Origin of the sequence: Robiginitalea sp. SC105 (assembly GCF_014243345.1) — a bacterium.
Classification (GTDB): Bacteria; Bacteroidota; Bacteroidia; order Flavobacteriales; family Flavobacteriaceae; genus Robiginitalea.
This window is the reverse complement of record NZ_JACLZF010000001.1, coordinates 842723-867030: the sequence shown is the minus strand read 5'-3', so window position 1 is coordinate 867030 and position 24308 is coordinate 842723. Positions and strand designations below refer to the sequence as shown.

20 protein-coding genes and 1 tRNA gene are annotated in these 24308 nt (G+C 53.4%); 6 read left to right on the top strand and 15 right to left on the bottom strand.

Features of this window, described 5'->3' with window-relative positions; all coding sequences use genetic code 11:
* Window positions 1–87 precede the first annotated feature (87 nt).
* The 10 genes from H7F20_RS03830 to H7F20_RS03785 form a co-directional block, all read right to left on the bottom strand.
* Window positions 88–3339: a sialidase family protein gene (locus H7F20_RS03830; protein WP_185784801.1), complete on the bottom strand. Its 3252-nt coding sequence runs from the start codon at window positions 3337–3339 to the stop codon at window positions 88–90.
* 102 nt (window positions 3340–3441) lie between these two features.
* Window positions 3442–4125, bottom strand: a complete 684-nt coding sequence (locus H7F20_RS03825; RefSeq protein ID WP_185784800.1) for a HupE/UreJ family protein — start codon at window positions 4123–4125, stop codon at window positions 3442–3444.
* Window positions 4122–5192, bottom strand: coding sequence for a DUF4198 domain-containing protein (locus tag H7F20_RS03820; RefSeq protein WP_185784799.1), 1071 nt, complete (start codon window positions 5190–5192; stop codon window positions 4122–4124). The genes H7F20_RS03825 and H7F20_RS03820 overlap by 4 nt, the downstream gene beginning before the upstream one ends.
* Before the next feature lie 136 nt (window positions 5193–5328).
* Window positions 5329–5922, bottom strand: a complete 594-nt coding sequence (locus H7F20_RS03815) for a fasciclin domain-containing protein (protein ID WP_370588470.1) — start codon at window positions 5920–5922, stop codon at window positions 5329–5331.
* Window positions 5923–6068: 146 nt separating this feature from the next.
* Window positions 6069–7052 (bottom strand): acyl-CoA desaturase, encoded by a 984-nt coding sequence (locus tag H7F20_RS03810; RefSeq protein WP_255443976.1) that lies wholly within the window; start codon window positions 7050–7052, stop codon window positions 6069–6071.
* Window positions 7053–7628: 576 nt separating this feature from the next.
* Window positions 7629–8462: an MBL fold metallo-hydrolase gene (locus H7F20_RS03805; RefSeq protein WP_185784797.1), complete on the bottom strand. Its 834-nt coding sequence runs from the start codon at window positions 8460–8462 to the stop codon at window positions 7629–7631.
* Window positions 8459–8836: a PAS domain-containing protein gene (locus tag H7F20_RS03800; RefSeq protein ID WP_255443975.1), complete on the bottom strand. Its 378-nt coding sequence runs from the start codon at window positions 8834–8836 to the stop codon at window positions 8459–8461. Before H7F20_RS03800 ends, H7F20_RS03805 begins: the two co-directional genes overlap by 4 nt.
* 209 nt (window positions 8837–9045) lie before the next feature.
* On the bottom strand, window positions 9046–10497 hold the full coding sequence (locus tag H7F20_RS03795) for an aldo/keto reductase (RefSeq protein WP_185784795.1): 1452 nt from the start codon (window positions 10495–10497) through the stop codon (window positions 9046–9048).
* A 3-nt stretch (window positions 10498–10500) separates the two neighbouring features.
* A complete protein-coding gene (locus H7F20_RS03790) occupies window positions 10501–11997 on the bottom strand; it encodes an APC family permease (protein WP_185784794.1) in 1497 nt (498 codons plus the stop codon).
* A gap of 149 nt (window positions 11998–12146) precedes the next feature.
* Window positions 12147–12503, bottom strand: coding sequence for a hypothetical protein (locus H7F20_RS03785; RefSeq protein ID WP_185784793.1), 357 nt, complete (start codon window positions 12501–12503; stop codon window positions 12147–12149).
* A gap of 230 nt (window positions 12504–12733) precedes the next feature.
* Here H7F20_RS03785 and H7F20_RS03780 point away from each other — a divergent pair, with 230 nt between their 5' ends.
* Window positions 12734–14302, top strand: a complete 1569-nt coding sequence (locus H7F20_RS03780) for an L-serine ammonia-lyase, iron-sulfur-dependent, subunit alpha (protein WP_185784792.1) — start codon at window positions 12734–12736, stop codon at window positions 14300–14302.
* Between the two features lie 97 nt (window positions 14303–14399).
* Here the strand turns inward: H7F20_RS03780 and H7F20_RS03775 are convergent, their stop codons facing one another.
* From H7F20_RS03775 to rseP, 5 genes are all read right to left on the bottom strand, one after another.
* Window positions 14400–16358: a pyrroloquinoline quinone-dependent dehydrogenase gene (locus H7F20_RS03775; protein WP_185784791.1), complete on the bottom strand. Its 1959-nt coding sequence runs from the start codon at window positions 16356–16358 to the stop codon at window positions 14400–14402.
* A 205-nt stretch (window positions 16359–16563) separates the two neighbouring features.
* Window positions 16564–17289 carry a hypothetical protein gene (locus H7F20_RS03770; RefSeq protein WP_185784790.1) on the bottom strand — a complete coding sequence of 242 codons (726 nt, stop codon included), beginning with the start codon at window positions 17287–17289 and terminating at the stop codon, window positions 16564–16566.
* A 481-nt stretch (window positions 17290–17770) separates the two neighbouring features.
* Window positions 17771–17844: transfer RNA gene (locus H7F20_RS03765), tRNA-Asn, on the bottom strand.
* Window positions 17845–17916: 72 nt separating this feature from the next.
* Window positions 17917–18765 carry a DUF4382 domain-containing protein gene (locus H7F20_RS03760; RefSeq protein ID WP_185784789.1) on the bottom strand — a complete coding sequence of 283 codons (849 nt, stop codon included), beginning with the start codon at window positions 18763–18765 and terminating at the stop codon, window positions 17917–17919.
* Window positions 18766–19004: 239 nt separating this feature from the next.
* Window positions 19005–20348, bottom strand: a complete 1344-nt coding sequence (gene rseP, locus H7F20_RS03755; RefSeq protein ID WP_185784788.1) for an RIP metalloprotease RseP — start codon at window positions 20346–20348, stop codon at window positions 19005–19007.
* 164 nt (window positions 20349–20512) lie between these two features.
* On the opposite strand from rseP, the gene H7F20_RS03750 reads away from it, so the two are divergent.
* From H7F20_RS03750 to H7F20_RS03730, 5 genes are all read left to right on the top strand, one after another.
* Window positions 20513–21193: an SCO family protein gene (locus tag H7F20_RS03750; RefSeq protein WP_185784787.1), complete on the top strand. Its 681-nt coding sequence runs from the start codon at window positions 20513–20515 to the stop codon at window positions 21191–21193.
* Between the two features lie 85 nt (window positions 21194–21278).
* On the top strand, window positions 21279–21518 hold the full coding sequence (locus H7F20_RS03745) for a FeoA family protein (protein WP_185784786.1): 240 nt from the start codon (window positions 21279–21281) through the stop codon (window positions 21516–21518).
* Window positions 21511–23748, top strand: a complete 2238-nt coding sequence (gene feoB / locus H7F20_RS03740) for a ferrous iron transport protein B (RefSeq protein WP_185784785.1) — start codon at window positions 21511–21513, stop codon at window positions 23746–23748. The genes H7F20_RS03745 and feoB overlap by 8 nt, the downstream gene beginning before the upstream one ends.
* On the top strand, window positions 23745–23882 hold the full coding sequence (locus tag H7F20_RS03735; protein ID WP_255443971.1) for a FeoB-associated Cys-rich membrane protein: 138 nt from the start codon (window positions 23745–23747) through the stop codon (window positions 23880–23882). Before feoB ends, H7F20_RS03735 begins: the two co-directional genes overlap by 4 nt.
* Window positions 23883–23892: 10 nt before the next feature.
* Complete coding sequence (locus H7F20_RS03730) at window positions 23893–24306, top strand: TonB-dependent receptor plug domain-containing protein (RefSeq protein ID WP_185784784.1); 414 nt, start codon at window positions 23893–23895, stop codon at window positions 24304–24306.
* Window positions 24307–24308 lie beyond the last annotated feature (2 nt).

Sequence of the window (24308 nt, the reverse complement as noted above, 5' to 3'; positions counted from 1 at the left end):
ATCTTTGACCCCTATGAGAGCGGGAGCCAAAAAAAAACGGCCATGCTGGAGTGCATAGCCGTTTTTGTGTAAGCTGTTCTAACCGTATCAATCCTGCCCCTTGATATAAGGAGCCCCTGCCGCCTTGAATTTCTGCGCCAGGGCCGGGACCATCTGGTCAGCGATCCGGTCCACTTCCGGCCGGATTTCCGCCAGCATTTCCCTGGCTATGCCCAGGCTCCGCCGGTGCATGGCCGTAGGCCCGTAGGTGGTGGACATGCCGCGGTAGGCCGTACTGAAATGCGACTGGATGGAAGGCGGGTTGCGCTCCCCGATCTCATCCCGGGCAGGGCTGCCTTCTGTTTTGATTTTGACGGTGCGTATCGCCTCTCCCAGGTCAAAGACTTCCTTCACCAGGCTCGCAGTTGCGCGCGGGGTACTTTCGAGTGCCTTTTCGAAGCCTTTCAACGCAGTTTCGGCCTGTTCAAAATGATCCCTCAAAACCTCGAGTTGCTGCTGGACATCGGCCAGCTCCTGCCGGTAGGCATTGTACCCTGCGTAATCCATCCCGCCCAGCACGCCTTCGCGTATGGGCTTGACTTCGAAGGAAACGGCATCGCCCAAAGGCGTTACCGAGCCGTCCTTTTCAAGAGCCAGGGTGGCCGAATAGGTCCCCGGCGTTGCGAGGGGGCCCCGGCTGAACCACCCACCCCCGGAGGAACGCTCCGGATCAATGGCGCCGGTGCTGGCGTGGCGCAGGTCCCAGGCCAGCCGGTGGGTCCCTTTTTCAGCCTTTTTCTGCAGGTGGCGGATCACGTTCCCCTGGTCGTCCCGGATGGTGATCCAGACCATGGCCGGTTCCTCGCTGTTCTCCTCATCGATGGCTGCGTATCCCGGGAAGGGGATGTCCGCGCCCTTTTCATTGGCTGCCTTTTCCGCCTTTTGACGGGCTTCTTTGGCCGTGGTGAATTCGTCTGCAAGGTGGTAGGTGAAAACCGCCCCGAACTCCGGGTTTTTGGCGATGTAAAAATCGGCCCCGGTGTTCCCCAATTCGCTCCGCGGGGCATACCATTTGGCCGTCCGGGGCGCAAAAAGCTTCCCTTTGGCCTGCAGATTTTCAGGGGTCAGTTCCCGCAGGGCGCTGTAGTCGTCCAGCACAAAGAACCCGCGGCCGAAGGAGGCAGCCACCAGGTCGTTCTCCCGCTTCTGAATGGCCAGGTCCCGGAAGCCCATGTTCGGGGTCCCCGGCAGTTTCTGCCAGTTGGCCCCGCCATTCAGGGAGGCATACACCCCGAATTCGGTAGCGGCGAACAGCAGGTCCTTTTTTACATGGTCCTGCACGATCCGCCACACCAGGGTGCGCTCCGGCAGGTCAGTGGCCAGGGAGGTCCAGGTTTTCCCCCGGTCCGTGCTCTTATACAGGTAGGGGTTGAAATCCCCTTCCTTGTGGTTGTCCAGGGCCACGTAGACCGTGTTTACATCGTGCAGGTCCGCCTTGATGTCGTTGACAAAACTGCGGGCAGGCAACCCCAGGCGGGTTACGGGGATCCGTTCCCAGTTTTCCCCTCCATCCCCGCTCACGGCGATAAAACCGTCGTCGGTACCTGCGTAGAGCAGGCCCTCCTGCAAAGGCGATTCGCTGAGGGAGCTGATGGTATTGTAATTGGACATGGCCCCTACATCCCAGGCATTGTCCCAGGATTGCTGGCGTCCCATGATCGGGAGCTCCAGGCGTTCCTCATTCCGGGTCAGGTCACCGGAAATCGGGGTCCAGGCATCCCCCCGGTTCTCAGACTTCCAGACGCGGTAGGAGGCGAAATACAAACGCGCCGGGTTATGGGGGGAAACCAGGATGGGTGCATCCCAGTTAAAGCGCTCGTGGGGGTCCCCCTTCCGGGCCTGTGGCTGGATAAAAACGGGTTCGCCCGTGGTCAGGTCCACCCGGTGCAGCCCGCCCTGTTGGGTTTCCGCATAGATAATGTTATTGTATTCGGGGTCCGTGGCCGACTGGTGCCCGTCCGCAAACAGCGTTTTATACCAGCTGCGGTTGCTGATCCCCTCTTCTTCGTCTGTGGCCGAAGGCCCGCCTGCAGACCCGTTGTCCTGGGTGCCGCCGAAGATGTGGTAGAAGGGCTCCGCATTGTTGACGGCCACCTTGTAAAACTGGGTCAGGGGCAGGTTCTTGTGGTACCGCCAGTTCTCTGCCAGGTCAAAACTCTCGTAAATCCCGGCATCGGTGCCGATCATCAGGTAGTTCGGGTCGTCCTTTTTAAAGGCCATCGCATGGTTGTCGGAGTGCTTTTCCTCTTCCTTGAGCTGGACAAAGGTTTTCCCGCCGTCTTCGGAGGTGAGCACGCGGACATTCATCAGGTACAACCTGTCGAATTTGTGCGGGCTGGCATAGAGCTCCTGGTAGTAATGGGGGCCCGTACCCCCGGAAACGGTATTGGACATTTTTTGCCAGGAAGCCCCGCGGTCCGCAGATCGGTATACGGCCCCCGTGGTGCGGTCCAGCTCAATGGCGGCGTAGAGCACATCCGGTTGCTGGGGGGAGATGGCCATGCCGATTTTACCCATGTTGGATTTGGGTAAACCGCCGGTGAGTTCCACCCAGGTATCCCCCCCGTCAGTGGATTTGTGGATCCCGGTTCCGGGTCCCCCGCCCAGCAGGGCGGCCACCGTGCGGTGCCGGTCCCAGGTAGCGGCGTACAGTACATCCGGGTCCCGGGGGTCGATCAGCAGGTCCGTGGCGCCCGTCCATTCGGCATTGCCCAGCACGCGGGTCCAGGTGGCACCCCCGTCGGTGGTCTTATAAACGCCCCGTTCCCCGCCTTTGTTCCAGAGCGGCCCCTGGGCGGCTACCCAGACCACATCCGAATTATCCGGGTGGACGATGATTTTTGAGATATGTTCCGTTTGCTTCAGGCCCAGGTTTTCCCAGGAATCCCCCCCATCCCTTGAGCGGTAGATACCGTCCCCGTAGGCGACGTGGCGCCCGCCGACATTTTCACCGGTTCCCACCCAGACGGTGGACGGGTTTTGCGGGTCCAGGGTAATGCACCCCGTGGAATATGACCCCTGCTGGTCAAACAGCGGCTTCCAGGTGGTGCCGGCGTTGACGGTTTTCCAGACCCCTCCGGAGCCTACCGCCACATACCAGACATTGTCGTTTTCCGGATGGATCACCAGGTCGGCAATCCGGCCGGACAAAAAGGCCGGTCCGATATTCCGGAAGGCAAAGGCCTGCAGGGGCAATTCGTCCTTTTTTTCGGTGGTATTGCTTTTCTTTCGTTGGGCACTTAACGGGCCCCCGGTCATCAGGAAAAGGGCACTTAAAGTGAGAAGTAGGAGTCGTTTCATAGTCATTTGTGTTTAGAGAACCCCTAAAATAAGGAATTCAGGACTATGCAACGGAATCCCGGAAGATTAATGGGTGTTTAGATAGCCATAAAGCTGGAGAAACTACTGCGTGTTCAGGTAGCCATAAAGTTGGTAGGCGAACAGACCCACCCCGGCAATGACCAGGTAAAAGTTGGCGGCCCGGTAAAAAGCGTCATAGCTGGGTTTCTTTTGCCAGACCCTGATTAGCAGCACAATCGGAACCAGGGCAACCACCTGCCCCAGTTCCACGCCTACATTGAAACTGAGGATTTTGGAGAGGAACTGGTCCGATCCCAGGTCAAAGGACTGCAGGCGGGTGGACAGGCCCAGGCCGTGGAGCAACCCGAAGATGAATACCATCCGCAACAGGTTGGGCGACCCGGTTTTCAGCAGTTTGTCAAACCCGCCAAGGTTCTCGAACCCCTTGTAGACAACGCTCAGCGCAATGCAGGCATCCACCAGGTGTTCGTCTGCCCGGATTTGCATATAGGTGGCGCCGATCAGGGTGATACAGTGGCCCAGGGTAAAAATGGTGATAAACAGCAGGATGTCCCGGAACCCCTTCAGGTAAAAGATGACGCCGGCCAGGAACAGCAAATGGTCAAACCCGGTGAGCATGTGCTTGGCCCCCACCCAGATGTAGGACAGCAAGCCGCCCCGGTCCAGCAGTGCCTGGTCTGCGGAATCAATGCCGTGGGCTGAGGCCAGTACCGGCAAAAGCAGCATGATAAGGACAACCCCTTTCCGGACGGGTACCCCGCTCATCGTTTTCTGCGATTGAAGAAAAAGAACAGGATCCCCAGGATCAGGAGGCTTCCTATCCAGAGCAGGTAGGCCGGGATGCCTTCGTCTTCATGCGTATGGGCGCTGTCCGCATCCCCGTGGCTGTGGCTGTGCCCTTCCCCGATCGCAAAGGTCAGGGTGGCCCAGTTGGACTCGTGTGTAAGCCCTTCCTCCGGGCTATCCACCAGGTGAATGGTCCGCAGGTACCAGACCCCTGCCGCATCGATATCCAGGGTCACAAGACCTTCGGAATCCGTGCGCAGGGAGCGGATGCCGTCATGTTGATGGCCTTCGGAGCCGTCCCCGCTGTGAGAATGAACTTCCTCCCCGGGCCCGTGCGTATGCTCCTCCCCACCCGCCTCATGGGTATGTGCCCCGGTATCGGCCTCATCGCTATGGACCTCGCCTCCGTCCTCGTGCGTATGGGATGCCGCCCGGGCACCCACATAGACCAGCTGGTCCGCCAGGGGGGACCCATCCCGGAGCAGGCGGACCTGCAACCGGTGCCCGGGATGGATGTCATAGGGGTTCTCCATCGGGATAAATTCCAGCGGGTAGCCCAGCTCATGGTTCCAATCCGCTGAAAGGGCTTCCCCTACCTGGAAGATCGTTTTAACGTGCTTGGAATACCTTTCCACGGCGTCTTCCCCCAGGGTACCGGCATTCCTGCGCTCCTTCAGCATATCCAGTATGCCGTCGTGCTCCAGGTAAGCATTGAAGTCCTCGGCGGCCATTTCGATATTCCTGGGCAGGGTGGAGACCCCTGCCACCCAGGTGCCGGGCTCCCCCGACGTAAAATTGAGGATGGTTACGCTGTCCTGCTCACGCCACTGGGTGGAATCCAGAGCAGTGCGGCGACCATTCCCGACCAGGCTCACATCCTGCATCCTGCTGCGGGCAATGACGTTTTCGCTTTTTTCAAAGGTGCCGTTGAAAAGGGCAATCCGGGACTCGGTCCCCGGTTCCAGGAAATAGGATACCGGCTTGAGGTACATGTCGTGGCTGCACAGGAGCACAAAGGCCAATGCAAGGAGTATTTTTCTGGTCATAGCAAGCAATTTAACGGATGGGTTTTCCATCTGATTTAAAAATAATGGGATTTTACAAAACGTGCCACTAGCACATGGCATAAAAAAGGCGACACGGGCCGTGTCGCCTTTTCAGAAAATCAGGGGCAACCTGGGATTACTTCCCCGGTAACACGACGGTGTCGACCACGTGGATGACGCCGTTGGACTGGTTGACATCTGCAATGGTGACCTCGGACACATGGCCTGCAGCATCTTGCAGTACAATGGCGTCCCCGGCCATCATGGCCGATAATTCCGAACCGTTGACGGTAGTGAAAACCGCGGTTCCCTTCCCTTTCCGGATGGCCTTTGCAAGATCCCCGGAACTGTAGCTGCCCGCCAGTACATGGTAGGTGAGCACACCCTGGAGTTGCGACTTGTTTTCGGGCTTTAAAAGGGTTTGCACCGTTCCGGCAGGCAATTTATCAAATGCCGTGTTGGTGGGTGCAAAAACGGTAAAGGGCCCCGGGCCCTGGAGGGTTTCCACCAGGCCCGCGGCCTTGACCGCTGCCACCAGCGTGGTGTGGTCCTTGGAATTAACGGCGTTCGCCACAATATCCCGGGAAGGGTACATGAGGGCCCCGCCCACCATTTTGGTGTTTTTCTCCATTTTGACCTTGTCCTTCATGGACTGCTGTGCAAAAGAGGTGACCCCAATTGCCATAAAAAGTGCCAGTGCCATCGGGCACAAATGCTTCATTCGTTTCATTTGATTTATTTTTTTGTTTGTGCAAACACTTACGGGAAGCGGCGGGCAGGGGTTCACTTTGGGGAGGATTTTATTTGCTGGTAGAAGGATGGTGATTTGCCGGGGTCTGTATCAGGCTAAGCAAATCGGGAACCTGCAAAAGGGAATTAGGAGGGAATCCGGGTAGGGAGGTTATCGGTAACACCGTTTTCCTTTCCCAGGGAATATAACATCTTGATGTGGTTCCAAACAGCACCCCCAAAGGTGTTATGCGAGTGGTAGGGCATGTCGAATTCCCGGGCCGTCTTCGCCACAATACGGGAGAGTTGCCGGTAATGTACATGGCAGATGTTGGGAAATAGGTGGTGCTCCACCTGATAGTTCAGGCCGCCGATCAGCCAGGAAAAAAGCCGGCTTTTCGGGGCAAAGTTGGTGGTAGTCGCCAGTTGGTGCAATGCCCAGTCGCCGCTGATCACCGCATTTTCATCCGGCAGGGGAAACTCCAGGCTGGGCATGATGTGGGCTACCTGGAAGACGGTACTGATCATCACCCCGGTCATCAGGTGCATCCCGATAAAGGCCAGTACTACGATCCAGGGGGCAAGGGGTACGAAGATGAGCGGCAGGACCAGGGCAAAGGTATAATAGGCGACTTTCCACAAAACCAGCTTTAAGAGTTCCTTCCGGAATTCCTTCCCGCGGCTTATGAAGCCCATTTTCTTATACCGGTTCAACCGGACAAAGTCTTTGGTGGTGATCCATGAGATGGTGGATAAACAGTAAAAAAACCAGGCGTACAAGAACTGGAACCTGTGCAGCCAGTACCTTTTGGCATTCGGTGAAAAGCGCAGGAAAAAGGGAGCATTCAGGTCGTCGTCCGCCCCGTCGATATTCGGATAGGTATGGTGCAGCACGTTGTGCTGTATCCTCCAGACGGAGGAGCTCGCCCCGACCAGGTTCATGGTATATCCCAGATACCGGTTTACGGTGCGGTTCCGGGAGTACGACCCGTGGATGGCATCGTGCATGATGCCCATGCCAATGCCGGCCATACCCAACCCGCTGGTGATATACAGCAGGAACAATTTCCAGGGAGTATCGGCAACCCCCAGGTTGATCAGTATCAGGGGAACCAGGAATAATGAAAGCATCAGTGCCGTTTTGGCCACCATGCTCCTGTTGGCGTGCTTGCTGATACCCCGGGTATGGAAATACCGGTTGACCCTGAATTTCAGGGTTTTTGAGAACTCGGACCCGCCTCGCTGCGAAAATTTTGGATTTTTGATACACGTATTCTTTACGCTTAAGCCTGTTGGTAAGATCCATGGGACCAAATGCAACTGAGACGATACAACACCCAATAACATGGTGCGTACGCTGTTAAAAATTAGGGGGACCGGGAAGAAAATAATGGGATATTCGTACGGAAGACAAAACTTACCTCAACGACAACTTTATATTACCGGGTCGCTATTCTTTAGACTAGGCTTAAAACCGTTTTTTGCACTATTGCTAATCTCCTGAGGGAGCAAAAAACCGAACCACAACTAAATCGATTGTCAGAACCAGGGTAGCTTGTAGAATGTCTAATGCGCAGACAGACCCTAAAGGTAGGCTAAATTCAGGTAGCCCTTTCAAAAAATCCTGTTAAATAGCTTAAAACAAATACTTTGGGATTTTAAAGACGGCCCCCGAGCAGCTTCCGGCCAACCTGTGGAAAACAGATTTCAGACCGCTATTTCGGCCCCTTGAACGGCCATTTCCACTGAAAAATCCAGGGATCTGTTTTGTACGATCGCCCGGAACATCTCATCGAGTTGCGCATCCGAGTGGTTGGGGTCGTGATGGAACAGCACCAGCTTTTTTACCCCGGTACGCTCCGCATATTCCACCGCCATGTCCAAAGAGCTGTGCCCCCAACCAAATTTTTGCTGGTATTCCCCTGCGTCGTATTGGGAATCGTGGATCAGCAGGTCGGCATTCGCAGCCAGGTCGAACCCGGAAACCCATTCGTCCTCCGGATACAGGCCTTGCCGGCCTATGGTTGGTTCGTGGTCCGGCATGTAGGTAAGGACCTTGCCTCCCGACTCCACCCGGTATCCGAGGGTGGGACCCGGATGGGAGATATATTCGGACAATATCCGGAATGGGCCCACTTCCACTGCCTGGTTCGGCATTTCGCAAATTTCAAGTTGGGAAGGGATATCCCTCAGGGGGATTGGGAACAGTGGTGGCGATAAAAAGCGGTTGAGCCGGGTTTTCAGTGATTCTTCGCTGTCTGCCGGGCCCCAGATGACAATTTTTTGGTTCGGGTTGAACAGGGGTTTGCAAAAGGCGAGCCCCTGAATGTGATCCATATGGAGGTGGGTCAGGAAGATATCGATGCGGTCGGAATCCTGGTAGGCGCCGAAGTCTATCCCCAGGATACCGGTGCCGGCATCCATGATGATGCGCTGCCTGCCCTCTGTGACCTCCACACAGGGGGTGTTTCCCCCGTATTTCTGGTTCTGGGCAGTGGATACCGGATAAGACCCCCTGGTGCCATGCAGTTTCACTTTCATAAGTTCCTCTTGTTATTCCAGAAAATGGCCATGGCACCGCAGAAATCCCCATCCCGCCCGATAAGGGGTATGGAGGAAACCGATATGTTGATGGAATCCCCGCTCAGGCTTTTGATCCAGAAAGTCCGGTGCGCAGGTACCTGCGTATGGATCGTCTGAACCAGGGGAAGTCCCTCGGGGGGTATGGGGGTCCCATCTTCATCGAATGGAAAAAAGTTGGTTCCCCAGTCCCCTACCGGCATCGGGCCGGTATCTTCAAATTTTTGGCCGAGTATCGCCTCGGCCGGTACATTGTAAAACAGCAGGTTGCCTTCCGGATCCACCAGGAAAACAGGTACGGAGAGAGAGTCAGCCAATTGGCGACTCAGAATCATCTGAATGGCATTGGAAGGCATCGGTGAACGCGCTCAGGTAGTTGGTTAGATTTAAATATATCAATAAAAGCGAAAGCGTCCTACATTTTGAGGTTAAATGTATATTATGAAGTGCTTTGCAAATCCTGGGGTCCTGAATATTCGAACCGTGCATTCCCCGGATACCTGCAATCAGGGTTTATGAGATTGAAAGTCAGTCAACTATTGTTCTAGCTGGTTAAGAGGGCTTCGGCTTCAATTTCTACCAGGTACCCATCCCCTACCAGCCGTGCCTCTACCAGGGTGTTTGCCGGATCAATTCCCCGGAAACGCTCCCCGTGGGCCTTTGCGACCGCCTCCCAGTCGTCCAGGTGATTTACGTAAACCCGGGTGCGGACCACGTCTTCCAGAGTTCCCCCAAGTGCCTCGACAGCGGCCTCAATCTTATCAATCACAAAATGTGTCTGGGCCGCCGGGTCACTGCCCCCGACAAGCAATTCCCCGTGTGTGGCCGTGGTCCCGGAAACCAGAATGGCATTTCCTTTGCGGACGGCCCTGGCGTAGCCGGCAAAGGCTTCCCACGGGGTGCCGCTGAACACCCTGGAACTTTCGGCAGGGCCCTGGACAGGGCTGAAAGCCCGCGGAATACGCTTAAGATGATGGCTGAGGTCCCCGGATGCCGTCAGGAAGGGTGGCTTCCGGTATTCGTCCCCGCAATCCCCGGGAATGGGTTTGAGTTGCTCCTGTGCGGATGCGATACGGGCCAGGTCCGCAGCATCCAGATCAATTTCAAGCAGCTCACTGTGCGCATCGATATGCGCGCTTTCCCCGAGGCGGGCCCCGATGATCACAGCCGCGACGCTGGGGGTTTCCAGCACATACCGGCTGGCGATAGCCGCAATGCTCGATTGGTGTTTGTCGGCGACCTCCCGGAGTGCCCGAAGCAGCTCTTGAAAAAGGGCCCAACCCCCGGCCGCATCGATAAACCGTTTGTACTTCATCTCCGACCAGGTCGTGAGTTGCTCGGGACGGGGTTCGGGCACCCCTAACCATTTATCGGTCAGAAAGCCGCCCGCCAGGGTGCCATAGGCCAGTAATTTTACGTTATGGGTTGCGCATAGCTCCCGCATGGGCCCCTGGGCCCGCCTATCGAGAACCGAATGCGAGACCTGGTTGGTCACCAGCGGGATGCCGCTGGAAAGCGCCACCCGCAGATGGGCCGCATCAAAATTGGTGACCCCTATGTTCCGGAACAACCCCTCTTCCCGCAACTCATTGAGGTACATCAGTGCATCCAGCCAGCTGGGGTCCGGGTAGTGCCAGGCGTGGAACTGCATGAGGTCAATAACGGGTTGCTGCATGCGAGTGAGCGCCTTTTCGACCGCCTTGCGAACATCCTTCTTCGAAATTTTACCCGGCTCCGGAACCCATTTGGTAAACAGGCTGACGGAAGCCGGATCGGCCAGGCTGTTCTTGAAAGTGCCCGCGATGATTTCGCTCGATCCGTAATGGTCTGCCATATCAAAAGCGGTAAGCCCGGCCCGGGCATAAGGTTCCATATAACGGGCCGTATCAACTGGGTCCAGGGGGCCCTTCTTTCGCTCCATGTCGGCAATTTGCCATAGCCCGATAACCAGGCGCGGAATGGTGAGCGATTCTGATAACCGAACTTGTTTTTCCATAGATTACGAGTTTGGAAGCTTTTTGAAACGGGCGGAAAGATCCGGATAATCCCTTCGGAGGCTTATCCATTTTAAGATAAAAACGGCACTTGCCAATCCCATGACGATCAGCCAGACATAGGTGGAATGGAAATACCAGCCATCCCTTGGCTGATTCAGGTCCTTATAAATATGGATCGCCAAAAACAGGCTGATAAATAAAACCCCGGCCCATCCGATCAGGAGTTGGGCCGTTCTGTTTCTGAAAATGGCAATCTGCCGGTACAATACCCCATTGACCTTCGGAAAGGCAATAACCGTCAGGCACATCAGCAGAAAATTGACCAGCATCGAAGTAACCATGATATCGATCCCCAGGAAGAAATCCCCCGCAAAATGCGACCCGAGAACCCCGATGGATGCAAACACCCCCGCACAGAACAAGGCGATATGCGGGCTGTGGTATTTCGGGTGAATCCGTGTGATGCGCTCCGGGAAAATACCATCTCGGGCCCAGGCGAACATGAGTCGGGATACGGAGAGGAGCATGGCGGGAAGGTCGTTGATAAGGGCGATTGCGGCGCCCAGCAATATGACCAGGTCTACCCCCTTGGGAAGCACGCGGGAGAGCAGCCCCGGGGCCGTTATGTCCTCAGATTGCGCCCTTTCCGCAACAAAACTCCAGGGTACGATATGATATACAGAAAGGGTGAAAAGCAGGTAGAAGCCCCCTACGCCGAGGATGGCGATCAACGTGGCCAGTGGCAGGTTTCTTTTTGGATTGACCGCCTCGCTCCCGGTTTGGGCAATGGCATCAAACCCGATAAAACTCGAAAACAGGACGGCCGCAGCCGACAGGAAAACCGGCCATTCCAGACCGGGGGATGCCGCAGGGGTGAAAACAATGTCCTCCTTCAGCCGGAGGGCCTCCAGAAAATCGCCGGAATCGTAAAAGAGCCCCGAGAGAATCACGATGCCCCCGGTGGCAAAGATGACGATGACCATGGGCAGCAGCCATCGGGCATACGACTTTACCCCCCGGACATTCACATAGACAAACCCCCAGATAAGGCCCAGGGCCAGGGTAACCCGGACTATCGCCAGGTCGAGGTACCGGGCCGTTTCGGGCAGCCCGGCACTCAGCGCAATATCCCTGAGGAACGGGACCGAGATATAAGCGATGACCCCGATCACAATGGACAGGCCAAACCATTGGGAAAAGCTGGCGGCAAAACCCAGATAGGGGTTCAGCCCCCGGCTGGCGTAGAGGTAACTGCCGCCGGCCCGGGGCATGGCGGACCCCAGTATCGCATAGGCCAGTCCCGCGAGCACTGCAGGTACCGCGGCAAACAAAAAGGCCAGCACCACGTGCGACCCGATCCCGGGCACGCTACGGTGGATCATCACCGGCACGACATTGATCGAAGCCCCTACCATGGAGGAAACCCCCGTGGCGATGACAGCAAAAAGCCCCATTTGCCGGACCAGGGTCGGCTTGCTTTCGGAAGGTGTTCCGGGCATAAAACTGGCGTTATCACGTTGCTCGCTCTAAAGGTGCGAATCCGATCGCTATTGGGCAAACGAAATAAGGGTGGTAAAAGAAATGCCGGCGTATTGCCGGCACCTGATGCTCCCCCCTATCATTCAAAGTTGCAGCATACGTAAGTCTACTAATTACCTATTTTTTCATAATCCACACTTGCCCTGGCCTTGTTTTTAGTCTCGGGATCCAGATACAATTCCTGCCCTACCAAAAGTTTGATCTTTTCGGTTTGTTGGGGTTGCACAGGCACAATTGCTACTATTTCTCCTTCCTGTTGAATACGGACAGAGAACAATTCATCGCCCAGGTTTTCTATTACAGCAAAGCAATCTTCTCCCTGAAAAGGGTTTATGGTAGCATCCTGTCCCGGGCCCTTACCAATCATCAGCATGCTTTGATTGCCATCAAGTTCAAAGACTGTCTGGGCCTGCATTTGATACTGACAACAATAAACAGCAACTATAACCAAAAATAATCTTCTCATGATCCTAAGGATATTTGGGCTCCGTGAGTGGAAATTACAGAATTTATGGTTTACCCATGAAAGAAGGGATTTTTTCTGCAAATTTTCCGCTCATAAAAAGGCTATTCTTTGGGCCGACTATTTAAGGTTGACTGAAAAAGAGAGACGCTAAAACACCTTCCGGGTTAGATCGGGAATGATGCTGGTGTATTTTTCGTATTTTCAAGGGATTCAAATTCAAAGCCCAGTCCATGACATATCCCAGTATTTTTAATGACGTGGTCGGGCCGGTGATGCGTGGCCCGTCCAGCTCACACTGTGCGGCTTCGCTCAGGATCGGCAGGATTTGCCATGATCTCATGGGCGGGAAGATCTCGGAGATCGAAATTGATTTTGATACCCATGGGTCCCTTGCCACAACCCATAAAGACCAGGGGTCCGATATGGGTCTTTTTGGCGGGTTCCTGGGCTGGGAAGCCCATGACGAGCGCCTGGTCGACTCGGAAAGGCACCTCAGGGCAGCCCGGATTGCAGTCAGTATCAACATTATCGATTTCCAGGCCGAGCATCCGAACACCTATCGGATTACCCTGAAAAACCCCTGGGAAACGCACCAGGTGGTTGCCCTCTCCACGGGGGGCGGCATGGTCGAGGTAATCGAAATTGACAAAACGGAGGTTTCCCTGTACGGCGATAGCTTTGTTACATTGATTTACACGGGGAAACCCGACAAAGTATCCCAATACCTGAAGCGGTCGACAAACGTGGATGGTTTTCAGATCCATAACGGGGCAGCCTGTTTTGTGCTGGTGGCCACCCGGGTTCCCATGGATGATTCCGTTATACAGGAACTGGGCCTGTTGGAAGGCGTCACATCCATCAAACAGATCAACCCGGTCCTGCCCATCCTCGCGGCAAAAGATATCCGGGTGCCCTTTATCACCACCGAAGAAATGCTGGCCTACAACAAGGGAAAAAACCTGTCCCTTTGGCAACTGGCAGCCCGGTATGAGAGCATGAGGGGAAACATCTCCGAGGAAGAGGTCTTCTCCAAAATGAACGAGATTCGGATCATCATGAGGGATGCGGTCGAAACCGGCCTCAAAGGCACCGAGTTCGAAGACCGGATCCTGGGCCCCCAATCTGTGAAGTTCAAGGCCATGATGGAGGATAAGAAGCTGGTGGATGGGGAAGTGCTCAACAGGATCATCATGTACGTTTCAGCCATCATGGAAGTCAAAAGTTCCATGGGCGTGATTGTAGCGGCCCCGACAGCGGGGTCCTGCGGGGCGATGCCCGGGGCCGTTCTGGGCGTGGCCGATGCCCTTGGCTTTTCGGAGGAGGAAACGGTAAAAGCCTTACTGATCGCCGGCCTGATCGGCGTGTTTATCAGCGCCCACTCCACCTTTGCAGCCGAAGTCGGGGGGTGCCAGGCGGAGTGCGGGGCCGGGGCAACCATGGCGGCCGCATCTCTGGTTTATTTGGGCGGGGGTACGTTGCCGCAAAGCCTCTCAGCAGCTTCCATGGCCCTGCAAAGTTCCCTGGGGCTCATCTGTGACCCGATCGGAAACCGGGTGGAAGCGCCTTGCCTGAACCGAAATGTGATGGCTGCCTCCAATGCGCTTTCGTGTGCCAATATGGCCCTGGCTGATTACGACCACCTGATCCCCCTGGACGAGGTGATCGAAACGATGTACGAAGTGGGCAAAAGCATCCCGAACACCCTGCGGTGTACCAATCTTGGCGGGCTTTCCATTACCAAAACAGCCAAAGAAATCGAGCAGCGACTGTCGCAAAAGCAATTCTTCAAGAGCTGTTAACGGAAAATGGCTATTTGACCTGTACGAACGTCCGCTTCAATCCGGAACACAGGAGAATTTACCACGGGTTATATCCCTCTGTGTAATTGAACCAGATTCATTTTAAGCCCATTGCTATAATTTTTGCCGGCCCTATTGATCCGCCCACCGCAAATGCAATATATTGTTTCCCGTCAACCATATAAGTCATTGGAGCACCGGTAACATTCAGAGGAAGTTCTACTTCATGGACAAGCTCTCCGTTGGTCTTATCAAACACCTGAATTTTTGGTTCGAAATTGATTATTTCCTGAGTTTGTACTTCGCTTAGTTTTGCTCCTCCAACCAGCGCAGGAACATACTCCCAATATTTTCCTTCTTGCCCGATAAACAGCAATGACTTGGTCAGTAAAATAGACCCGCGTAAATTCCATCCTAATCTGGGTAAATTCAAACCCCTGAGTAAGGGATGTTCCCTAGGACCGTCTCCCATGGCGGACTGCCATTTGTGATCTCCGGTATTCATATCTATCGCCGTAATTCTGCCATAAGGTGGCTTAAACAGAGGAAGTCCCTGAGGACCTGAGACCCAGAATCGCTGCCACTCGTAATTGGCGTCCGTTTTTGTCGTATCAGATTTAACTATTTTGAAAAAACTGGGAAAGGTCATCGATGGCACATAAAGTACTCCATTCTCAGGGTCCACCGCTGCCCCATGCCAGTTTGCACCACCCAGTGCCCCGGGAAGATAAACCAGTCCGTTATTGGTAGGAGGAGTAAACAATTCACCCTTATCTATTTCACTTAAACTTGCCCAAACTTCATCAAACAATTCAGGAGTAAAATCTATGATATCCTCTTTGGTAACACCTTGTCTTTCAAAAGGAGCTGGTTTTGTGGGAAATGGTTGTGTGGGAGAGGTTCGTTCACCTGGCACAGTAGATTGTGGCACAGGTTTTTCTTCAATAGGCCATATGGGTTCACCTGTTTCACGATTAAATACATATGTAAATCCCTGCTTACTTACTTGCGCAACAGCTTTCACAGATTTACCATCTCTATTAATGTTTAAAAGATTAGGTGCTGCTGGTAAATCGTAATCCCATACGCCATGATGGACCATTTGAAAATGCCAGATTCGTTCTCCTGTTCGCGTATTCAAACACACTAAACTTTCTGCAAACAAATTGTCTCCCAATCTGTTTCCGCCATACCAATCGTTTGTTGGTGTGCTTATTGGCAAATAAACGTATCCCAACTCTTCATCAGCACTCATTCTTGTCCAAACATTGGTGTTACCGGTGACTTTCCACGATTCATTTTCCCAGGTATCATTTCCATATTCGGACGCTTGTGGTATGGTATGAAATACCCATAATTGTTCACCTGTTTTTACATCAAATCCTCTCACATCCCCAGGAGGCCTCATGCTCTGTGGGCTTGCATCGGTGATCGAAGATCCAATTACAATTACATCATTAGCGATAATTGGCGGAGTGGAAATCCCGTAATGAGATGCGTCGAACTCACGGCTTAATCCCTGGGTCAGGTCTACTATTCCACCTTTACCAAATGATTCCACCAAACTCCCATTCCTGGCATCTAACGCTATCAATCGAGCATCAGGGGTTCCAAAGATAATTCGCCCTCCAGCCCCATCATCCCAATAGGAAACACCCCGGTGAATATATGCCCCGTGCGCGGGAGCATTCGATTTATACGTCTCCGGATCAAAGGTCCAAATAGTTTGCCCAGTTACTCCATTTATTGCTGATACAATTGCCGTTGAGGAACTTACGTATAATATCCCGTTGATTGCTAAAGGGGTGGCCTGATAAATTGAAACGGGAAATTTAAACTGCTCTTTAAGAGCATTATCTGGTGATTCCCAAGTCCATTTCACTTCAATGTTTTCTACGTTTTCCTTATTGATCTGATCTAAGGATGAGTATTTGGAACTGAATTTGTCTGAAGCGTATGAAGTCCAATTGCCACTTTGATTCGAGGATTGATCCGAACAACCAGATAAGAATAGTGATACCAGTAGTAATCCTACTATTGCATAATTAAACTTCATATATGATATTTTTTAGGTTAGGGTATAAAACGGTCAAGTATAAGCGTAGTGTTGGATTAGAAGCACTTCACTTTCAGTTTAACTATATGCCTGCTACTATTCAATTAGTTTGAATTTATCACTTTAGCCTGCATTACGCTTATATAATGTTGTGCGCTCGGCTTGTTGTTGCTGGTAGTAGAATTGATTAGACATTTTATGTCTTTCAAAAAAATCTGTCTCCTATAAATCGTACTACGGATTGCCATACTTCTGTATAACGAGCATGCATATTAAAAATACCTATAAAAATTGCGATTGCTACAATAGTGTATGGGATAGGGTTTACTTTATTTCTTACATCATTTAATATAAGGAGTATTACAAGGCTGACACTAAAATATTCAGTGAAAAAAAAGGCATCAAGTTCACCGGACAATCCAACAATATGAATCAATATTCTGGAAAAAACAGCTCCAGAAACGGTGAATAACGTGCCAATCATGAATCGCTTGTGTTTAAAGACATCTTTTCTGTGAATAATAGCAAGTGAGTAGATAAGCAAAAAATTGAATGGACCAATAAAGTTTAATGATTGAAAAGCGGCGACTTCATTAAACGGCATTTCACCGACCATCTTGAGATAACTTAGCCTTGTTATCAATATCATAGAAATAAACACTAATGGTGCTGTGATATATGAGATTTTACCAATAAGTCTATGGGTCTTGTATTTGTTTTTGATGATAAGATAGGGTTGAAGAATTAACATCATCACCCATGAAACCATTAGAGCTCCATGTACATGATGCATCCAACTAAAGCCTTGAAATTGAGGGAAATATTGCAAATAGGTAGGGTGGAAGGCTACTTGCAATAAGAGAAATAAGATAACCATAGCTATAAAAAAAGCTTTGGTTGTAAAATCATATGGTTTAATTATCTGTTTCATTTATTCTAGATTTTTACCAGATGTTTTTTTAGCCGACGCACAACGTATGTGTAAAATGCACTATGCACTTTATCCAACTTATATAGCAATATAGATGTTAGGAGAACATGACTGTTGAAATTTTTTGCATCTCCCGGTAAATCTGATGAATGGGATTCTAATTTCAAGTAGCAATACTTCTCAGATGAAAGTTGAAGGAATACCCAATTCTTGAAGCATCGGAATCGCCTCCAAAGTGTGGCAAAAGGAGGTAAAAAATGTTAAATTTTGGGGTGTTTTCAGACTTTTTGCAAATGGAAAAGGCCCCAGAACAGCGATGTGCTCTGAGGCCTTTGTTTCTCGGGGCTCCCCCTCTTGGGCTCGAACCCGGCCGAACGCCCGCAAAAGGTCCGGTGGACCTTTTGCAGTGAGGAGCGAGGTGGTGCGCTGGCTCGAGCCTCTTGAAAATAAAAAAGGCCGGTTAAAACCGGCCTGTACTATGCTCCCCCTCTTGGGCTCGAACCAAGGACCCTCTGATTAACAGTCAGATGCTCTAACCAACTGAGCTAAGGAGGAATGATCTTTCGCTACTAAAGCGGGTGCAAATATAAAATATTTTTGATTATTGCCAATCAAAAACAAGGGAGATTATTCCTCCGGTTCGAGGTCAAAAGACTGCTGGATCAGGTTCCCGGGCACAATGTTTACCTCCACTGGATCAGCGGACAGGTAACCCGCCAATTCGGCCTGCACCTGGTAGGTGCCGCCTTCGACCCCCATGAGCATATAGGCCCCGTCTGCATTGGTCAGGGTGGTGGTATAGAGGGCTTCCCCGTCATACAGGCTGACCTGGGCCCCGGCAAGCGGCGTTTGCTCCGGGTCCACAGCCAGGACCGTGCCGGCCAGGCTGCCGGTCAGGCTCTCGTTTACTGCGCGGATGACCGGATTGAAGATGATGCTTTCAATTTTATCCGGGTCGATGGGATTCTCCCTGAAGACAAAGGATTTTGACAGGTCCATGTCCAGGAGCAGCTCGGAGGTGAGCTCCCCGGCCACTTCCAGGCCCGGTTTGATAAATACCTTCAGGCCGGACTGGGCCCCGCTGGGCACTTTCACATCCACTTCCGTGCCGTCCTCCAGGACCACATAGGCCCCGCTGATGACCAGGCGCACCAGGTCGTAGGTGCCCACTGGGATCTCGGAGGTCCCAAGGGTGGCAACCATCCCGTTGGTGAGTTCCATGATGTTGATTTTTTCGGACCCCTCGAAGAGCAGCACAAAGGCATCGTCGGAAGATTCGTCCTTGGCCCGGGCCTCGATCCGGTCGATGGTTACATAGGTAGCGGAAACCAAATGGGATGGGAATGGCGCATCGGTCACCTTAACTTCCACGCGGCCGAATTCCACATACTGGAGTTCGTTGCCGTATCGGGAGCAGGAGGTGATCAGGAGGGCAATGGCACCCAAAAGCAGGGCCGGAAACGCATAGGTTTTCATAAGCAGGGTTTTAGAAAAGGCAGTTTGGGGACTGCACTTACCTTAAAATTAAGAAGAAAGCCTGTTCCGGGCTCAAAAATTCGATCAATTGCACGGAAAAGCGCAAAACAACCCAAAAGGCTTTTTCACAAGTGCCTGATTATGAACAGGTGGGGCGTGTCAGCGGACAGGCCGTAACCCTTAGGATTCCACGCCAATACCCGGTGCCGGAACAGTGCCAGCTGCCGGGCCGGCAGGAATTACTTGAAAAGCCACTTGTACACGTCGTTCCCGTTCGCGAACAGGATCAGGGCGATCAGCAGGAAAAAGCCCACCATCTGGGCGTACTCCATGAATTTGTCGCTGGGCTTGCGGCCGGACACCATCTCGTAGAGCAGGAACATCACATGGCCCCCGTCCAGGGCGGGGATGGGCAACAGGTTCAGTACGGCCAGCATGATCGACAAAAAGGCGGTAATCTCCCAGAAGCCCTGCCAGCTCCAGAAATCCGGGAAGATGTCGAAGATGGCCTTGAAGCCCCCGACACCCTTGTACGCACCGGTACTGGGGGTAAAGATCTTCTTGAGTTGGAGCCAGTAGCCGCCGATCTGGTTGACGAATTTCTGACCGCCCACGGCGATGCTCTCGCCCAGGCTGTAATCCTTGATCACCGTATCAAAATAACCGAGTTCGGAAAACCGCTTCATGCTGCCCCCGGGCCAGATCCCCATCTTCCCGTCTGCATCTGTCTGCAGCTCCAGGGTCCGGGTTTGCCCATCCCGTTCAAAACGCACCGGGATGGTACGGTTCTTCAGGGTATCCATGATGGGTGCCACCTGGTCGTAATATTTGATGGGCTCGCCCGCAATGGAGAGGATCAGGTCGCCGGGTTGGAGGCCGGCGTTCTTATTGAGGGAACTATCAGATACCTCCCCTACCATAAAGGGGAAACGGAGTCGGAACATGCTCAGGTCTTCCCCGGTGGATAGCTGCCCGAGGAAATCCTCCGGCAGTTCGATTTCGCGCTCCTGCCCGTCCCGCGCCACGGTGATCCGCTCCGCGGTGATCAGGTTGCGCCTCAGGTCATCGTAGTTGTCGTAGCGTTGCCCGTCGATGGCCACGAGCTCGTCCCCGGTTTCCACGCCGAGTTCTTTCAGGACCGGGTTGGTAATGTAATAGCCGTCCTGTATGCTGTCCGTGGAGATGTAGGCATCCCCGTAGACAAAGGAGGTAAGGATATAGATCACCAGGGCCACCAGGAAATTCACCGTCACCCCTCCAAGCATGATGATCAGTCGCTGCCATGCCGGCTTGGACCGGAATTCCCAGGGTTTGGGGGGCTCGGACAGCTGCTCGGTATCCATGCTCTCATCGATCATCCCCGCGATCTTCACATAGCCCCCGAGCGGGAGCCAACCAATGCCATAGACGGTTTCGCCGATCTTTTTCTTGAACAGGGAAAACTTGATATCGAAAAAGAGGTAGAATTTCTCGACCCGGGTCTTGAATGCCTTGGCAGGAAGGAAGTGCCCCATTTCGTGCAGCACGATCAGGAGGGACAGGCTGAGCAGGAACTGCAGGGCTTGGATCAGGATGGGAGACATAGGCTTCTGGCGCTTTTAAAACGCACAAAAGTACACTTTTACAAGCGCTTAAAAAAAGAAAAGTCCCGGATGCCGGCATCTTTAAGAAAGAATTAGCAGGCCGCGCACGCCCCTGGCTTTGACAGGGATTACGCGGTTGCGTACCTTTGCACAAAAGTCAGCTAATGCGCTCCTTCTTTGGCCGGTACAAGTATTTCCTGCTAACCCTTACCGGGGTCTCCGCGGTAATCCTGTACCTGATCTACGACGCCCTGGACCCCCGGGAGGTATTGCCGGTCTACCAGCCGGCAGACTTTAACCCGGAACTTGTGGACCCGGACATCAGCCACATCAAAAAATACCACCGGGTAGCCGATTTCAGCCTGGTGAACCAGAACGGCGATACCATCACCCGCAAGGATTACGAGGGGCACATCTACATAGCGGATTTCTTTTTTACCACCTGCCCGACCATTTGCCCGATCATGACCGAGAATATGGCCTATCTGCAGGAGGAACTCAGGGACCAGCCGGACATCCTGCTGTTGTCCCACTCGGTGACCCCGGAAATCGATTCGGTGCCCCGCTTAAAGGAATACGCCCTGGAGAAGGGGGTGATGGACGAAAAATGGAACCTGGTTACCGGCGACAAGAAACAGATCTACGAGCTGGCACGGAAATCCTATATGGCCGTCAAAACGGTTGGGGACGGTGGCCCCTTCGACATGATCCATACGGAGAATTTCATCCTGGTGGATAAGGAGGGGCGCATACGGGGCACCTATGACGGCACCAAACGCGAGGATATGGCCCGTCTTCTGGAGGAGTTGCGGATCCTGCAGGATTCCTACGCCCGGTCCGGATAACCCTTAAATCTTTTTGGCTGCGCACTCGGCGATGTCCTGTTTTTCCCGTATTTTTGTTCTTGCTTATAATCAATCTAAATAAAAATTGGGTTTGAACGTAGCCGATTTAAGACGGGGCGAAAAAGGGATCATCAAGGAATTCACCGAGGATGTACTGCCCATCAAGCTACTGGAACTGGGTTGTCTGCCCGGGAATATCGTCGAGCTCGTCCAGGTAGCCCCCCTGCGTGACCCAATCTATATCAACGTCAACGGTTCCCATATTGCCATCCGGCGCGAGGTGGCCCGTCAGATTGCGTTGGAACCCTTTTCCCCCGATGAGTAAGGATATCAAGGTAGCGCTTATCGGCAACCCAAATACCGGGAAGACCTCAGTCTTCAACCGCCTGACAGGTCTCAACCAGAAGGTGGGCAACTACCCGGGGATCACCGTTGAGAAAAAACAGGGGATCTGCAAGCTTTCCCGGGGGATCAAGGCGCATATACTGGATCTGCCGGGAACCTACAGCCTGAATACCACCTCCCTGGATGAAAGCGTGGTGGTGGAATTACTGCTCAACCGCAATGCGCCGGATTTCCCGGACGTCGCCGTGGTGATCAGCGATGTGGAAAACCTCAAGCGCAACCTGTTGCTATTTACCCAGATCCGCGATCTGCGCATCCCCGCCATCCTGGTGATCAATATGGCAGACCGGATGGAGCGAAAAGGCATCAGCCTGGACCTTAAGGCGATGGAATCCCGGCTTAAAACCCGGATTGCACTGGTAAGCACCCGCAAAAATACGGGTATCGACACCCTGAAAAAACTCATTGAACAGTACCGGGACATCCCTGCGGAACCCTGCGTGGATGTATCGGTGATTGCCCCGGAATATTTCGCCCGCCTGAAAAAAACCTTTCCGGGGGAGGAATTGTACAAGCTCTGGGTGGTCATTACCCAGGATGTGAACTTCACCCCCCTCCAGAAGAACCTCAGGATCGGGAAGCCCACGTACGAAGTCAAATCGAGCAGCGAGCTCAAAAGGCTGCAGCACAAGGAGACCATCCTCCGTTACCAGTACATCAACGGCATCCTCAAGGAAACCTATAAGGTGGACTGGGCAGCTGCCAAAGGCATGCGCGCCACTTTCGACAAGATACTCACCCACAAGGTTTTCGGGTACCTCATCTTTTTTGTCATCCTGCTGACCATTTTCCAGGCCATTTACGACTGGAGTGAAGTCCCCATGGACTTTATAGACGCAGGTTTCGCCTCTGCGAGCGAATGGATCAAGAACACGCTCCCGCCCGGGGTATTTACCGACCTGATTGCCGAGGGGGTGGTAGCCGGTATCGGCGGGATCGTGATTTTTATCCCGCAGATTGCCTTTTTGTTCTTCTTTATCGCCCTGCTGGAGGAATCGGGTTATATGAGCCGCGTGGTCTTCCTCATGGACCGCGTCATGCGCCCCTTTGGCCTGAGCGGAAAAAGCGTCGTGCCGCTGATGTCCGGGACCGCCTGCGCCATCCCGGCGGTGATGGCCACCCGCAACATCGACAGCTGGAAGGAACGGCTGATCACCATCCTGGTAACGCCCTTCATGACCTGTTCCGCCCGCCTACCGGTCTACCTTATTATCATCGCCCTGGTAATCCCCGAAGGCCGGTTTATCGGGTTGAGCTATCAGGCGCTGACCCTGATGCTGCTCTACCTGGTAGGTTTCCTGGCAGCCATCCTTTCGGCAATGGGGCTCAACCGCATCCTGAAGATCCCCAGCCGCAGTTTTTTTGTCGTCGAGATGCCCAACTACAAGTGGCCGCTCTGGAAAAACGTCTTCTATACCGTGGTGGAAAAAACCAAGAGCTTTGTCTATGGAGCGGGAAAAATCATCCTGGCCATTTCCATCGTGCTCTGGTTCCTGGGTTCCACAGGGTTCTCCGAGGATTTCCGCAATGCGGAGGAAATCGTCACCAATCGCGTCCAAACAGATGGGTACAGCGAATACAGCAAGGCGTACATGGCCCAGAAAATGCAGGAATACCGCACGGGCCTTCGGGCCGGGATCACCCCGGGCTCCGGCAGGGTCCCCGTGGGCAGCCTGCAGGATTCCCTCCTGTCCTACCAGTCCCTGCTACAGGTACGGGCCCTGAACCAGGAGGTTGCCGGCTACAAGCTGGAGCACTCGCTTATCGGGCGGATGGGCAAATTCATCGAGCCGGCCGTACAACCCCTGGGCTACGACTGGAAAATCGGGATTGCCGTCCTGACGTCCTTTGCCGCCCGGGAGGTTTTTGTGGGGACACTGGCCACCATTTACAGCGTGGGCAGCGATGAAGAGGAAACCATTAAGAACCGGATGGCGGCCGAAGTGCGCGAGGATACGGGGGAACCCCTTTTCAACCTGGCCTCCGGGATCTCCCTGTTGCTTTTCTACGCATTCGCCATGCAGTGCATGAGCACGCTGGCCATCGTCAAACGGGAAACCAACAGCTGGAAATGGCCGGTGCTGCAGCTGGTAATTATGAGTTCTTTTGCTTATCTTATAGCTTTGGGCGCCTATCAAATACTCGCATGATGGAATTCAACCTGCAATACATCCTCGTCTACCTTACCGTAGCGTTTGCCATCGGCTGGCTGGTGTGGAAATTCCTCTGGCCCAATACCAAAAAACAGGGGGATTGCGGGGATGGGGATTGCGGTTGCCACTAATTCGTACACTATGAAAAAAACGACACTGATACTGCTGCTTGCCGGCCTGATGCTGGGAGGCTGCGGCAGCACCGCTTCCGGGACCGAAAGTTCCGACCAGGGTGGATTGGAAGCGGAAATGGACGACCGCAACAGTGCAGTCATCCCGTTGATCACCCGCATTCGCAAATTGCCGGGGATGACGGTCCAGGGTGGGGTCCCGGTCCTGGTAAAAGCGAATAATTCCTTTGGGGCGAGTTCCCGGCTGGAACCGCTTTATGTCCTGGATGGCCTGGCCATGGGGAATTCTTTCCGCCAGGTCGAGAGTGTGGTCCAGCCAGTGGACGTAAAATCCATTAAAGTCCTGAAGGGGGCGGACGCTTCCTTCTACGGGTCGCGGGGCGCCAATGGCGTAATCATCATTACCACCAAATCCGGGGGGTAACC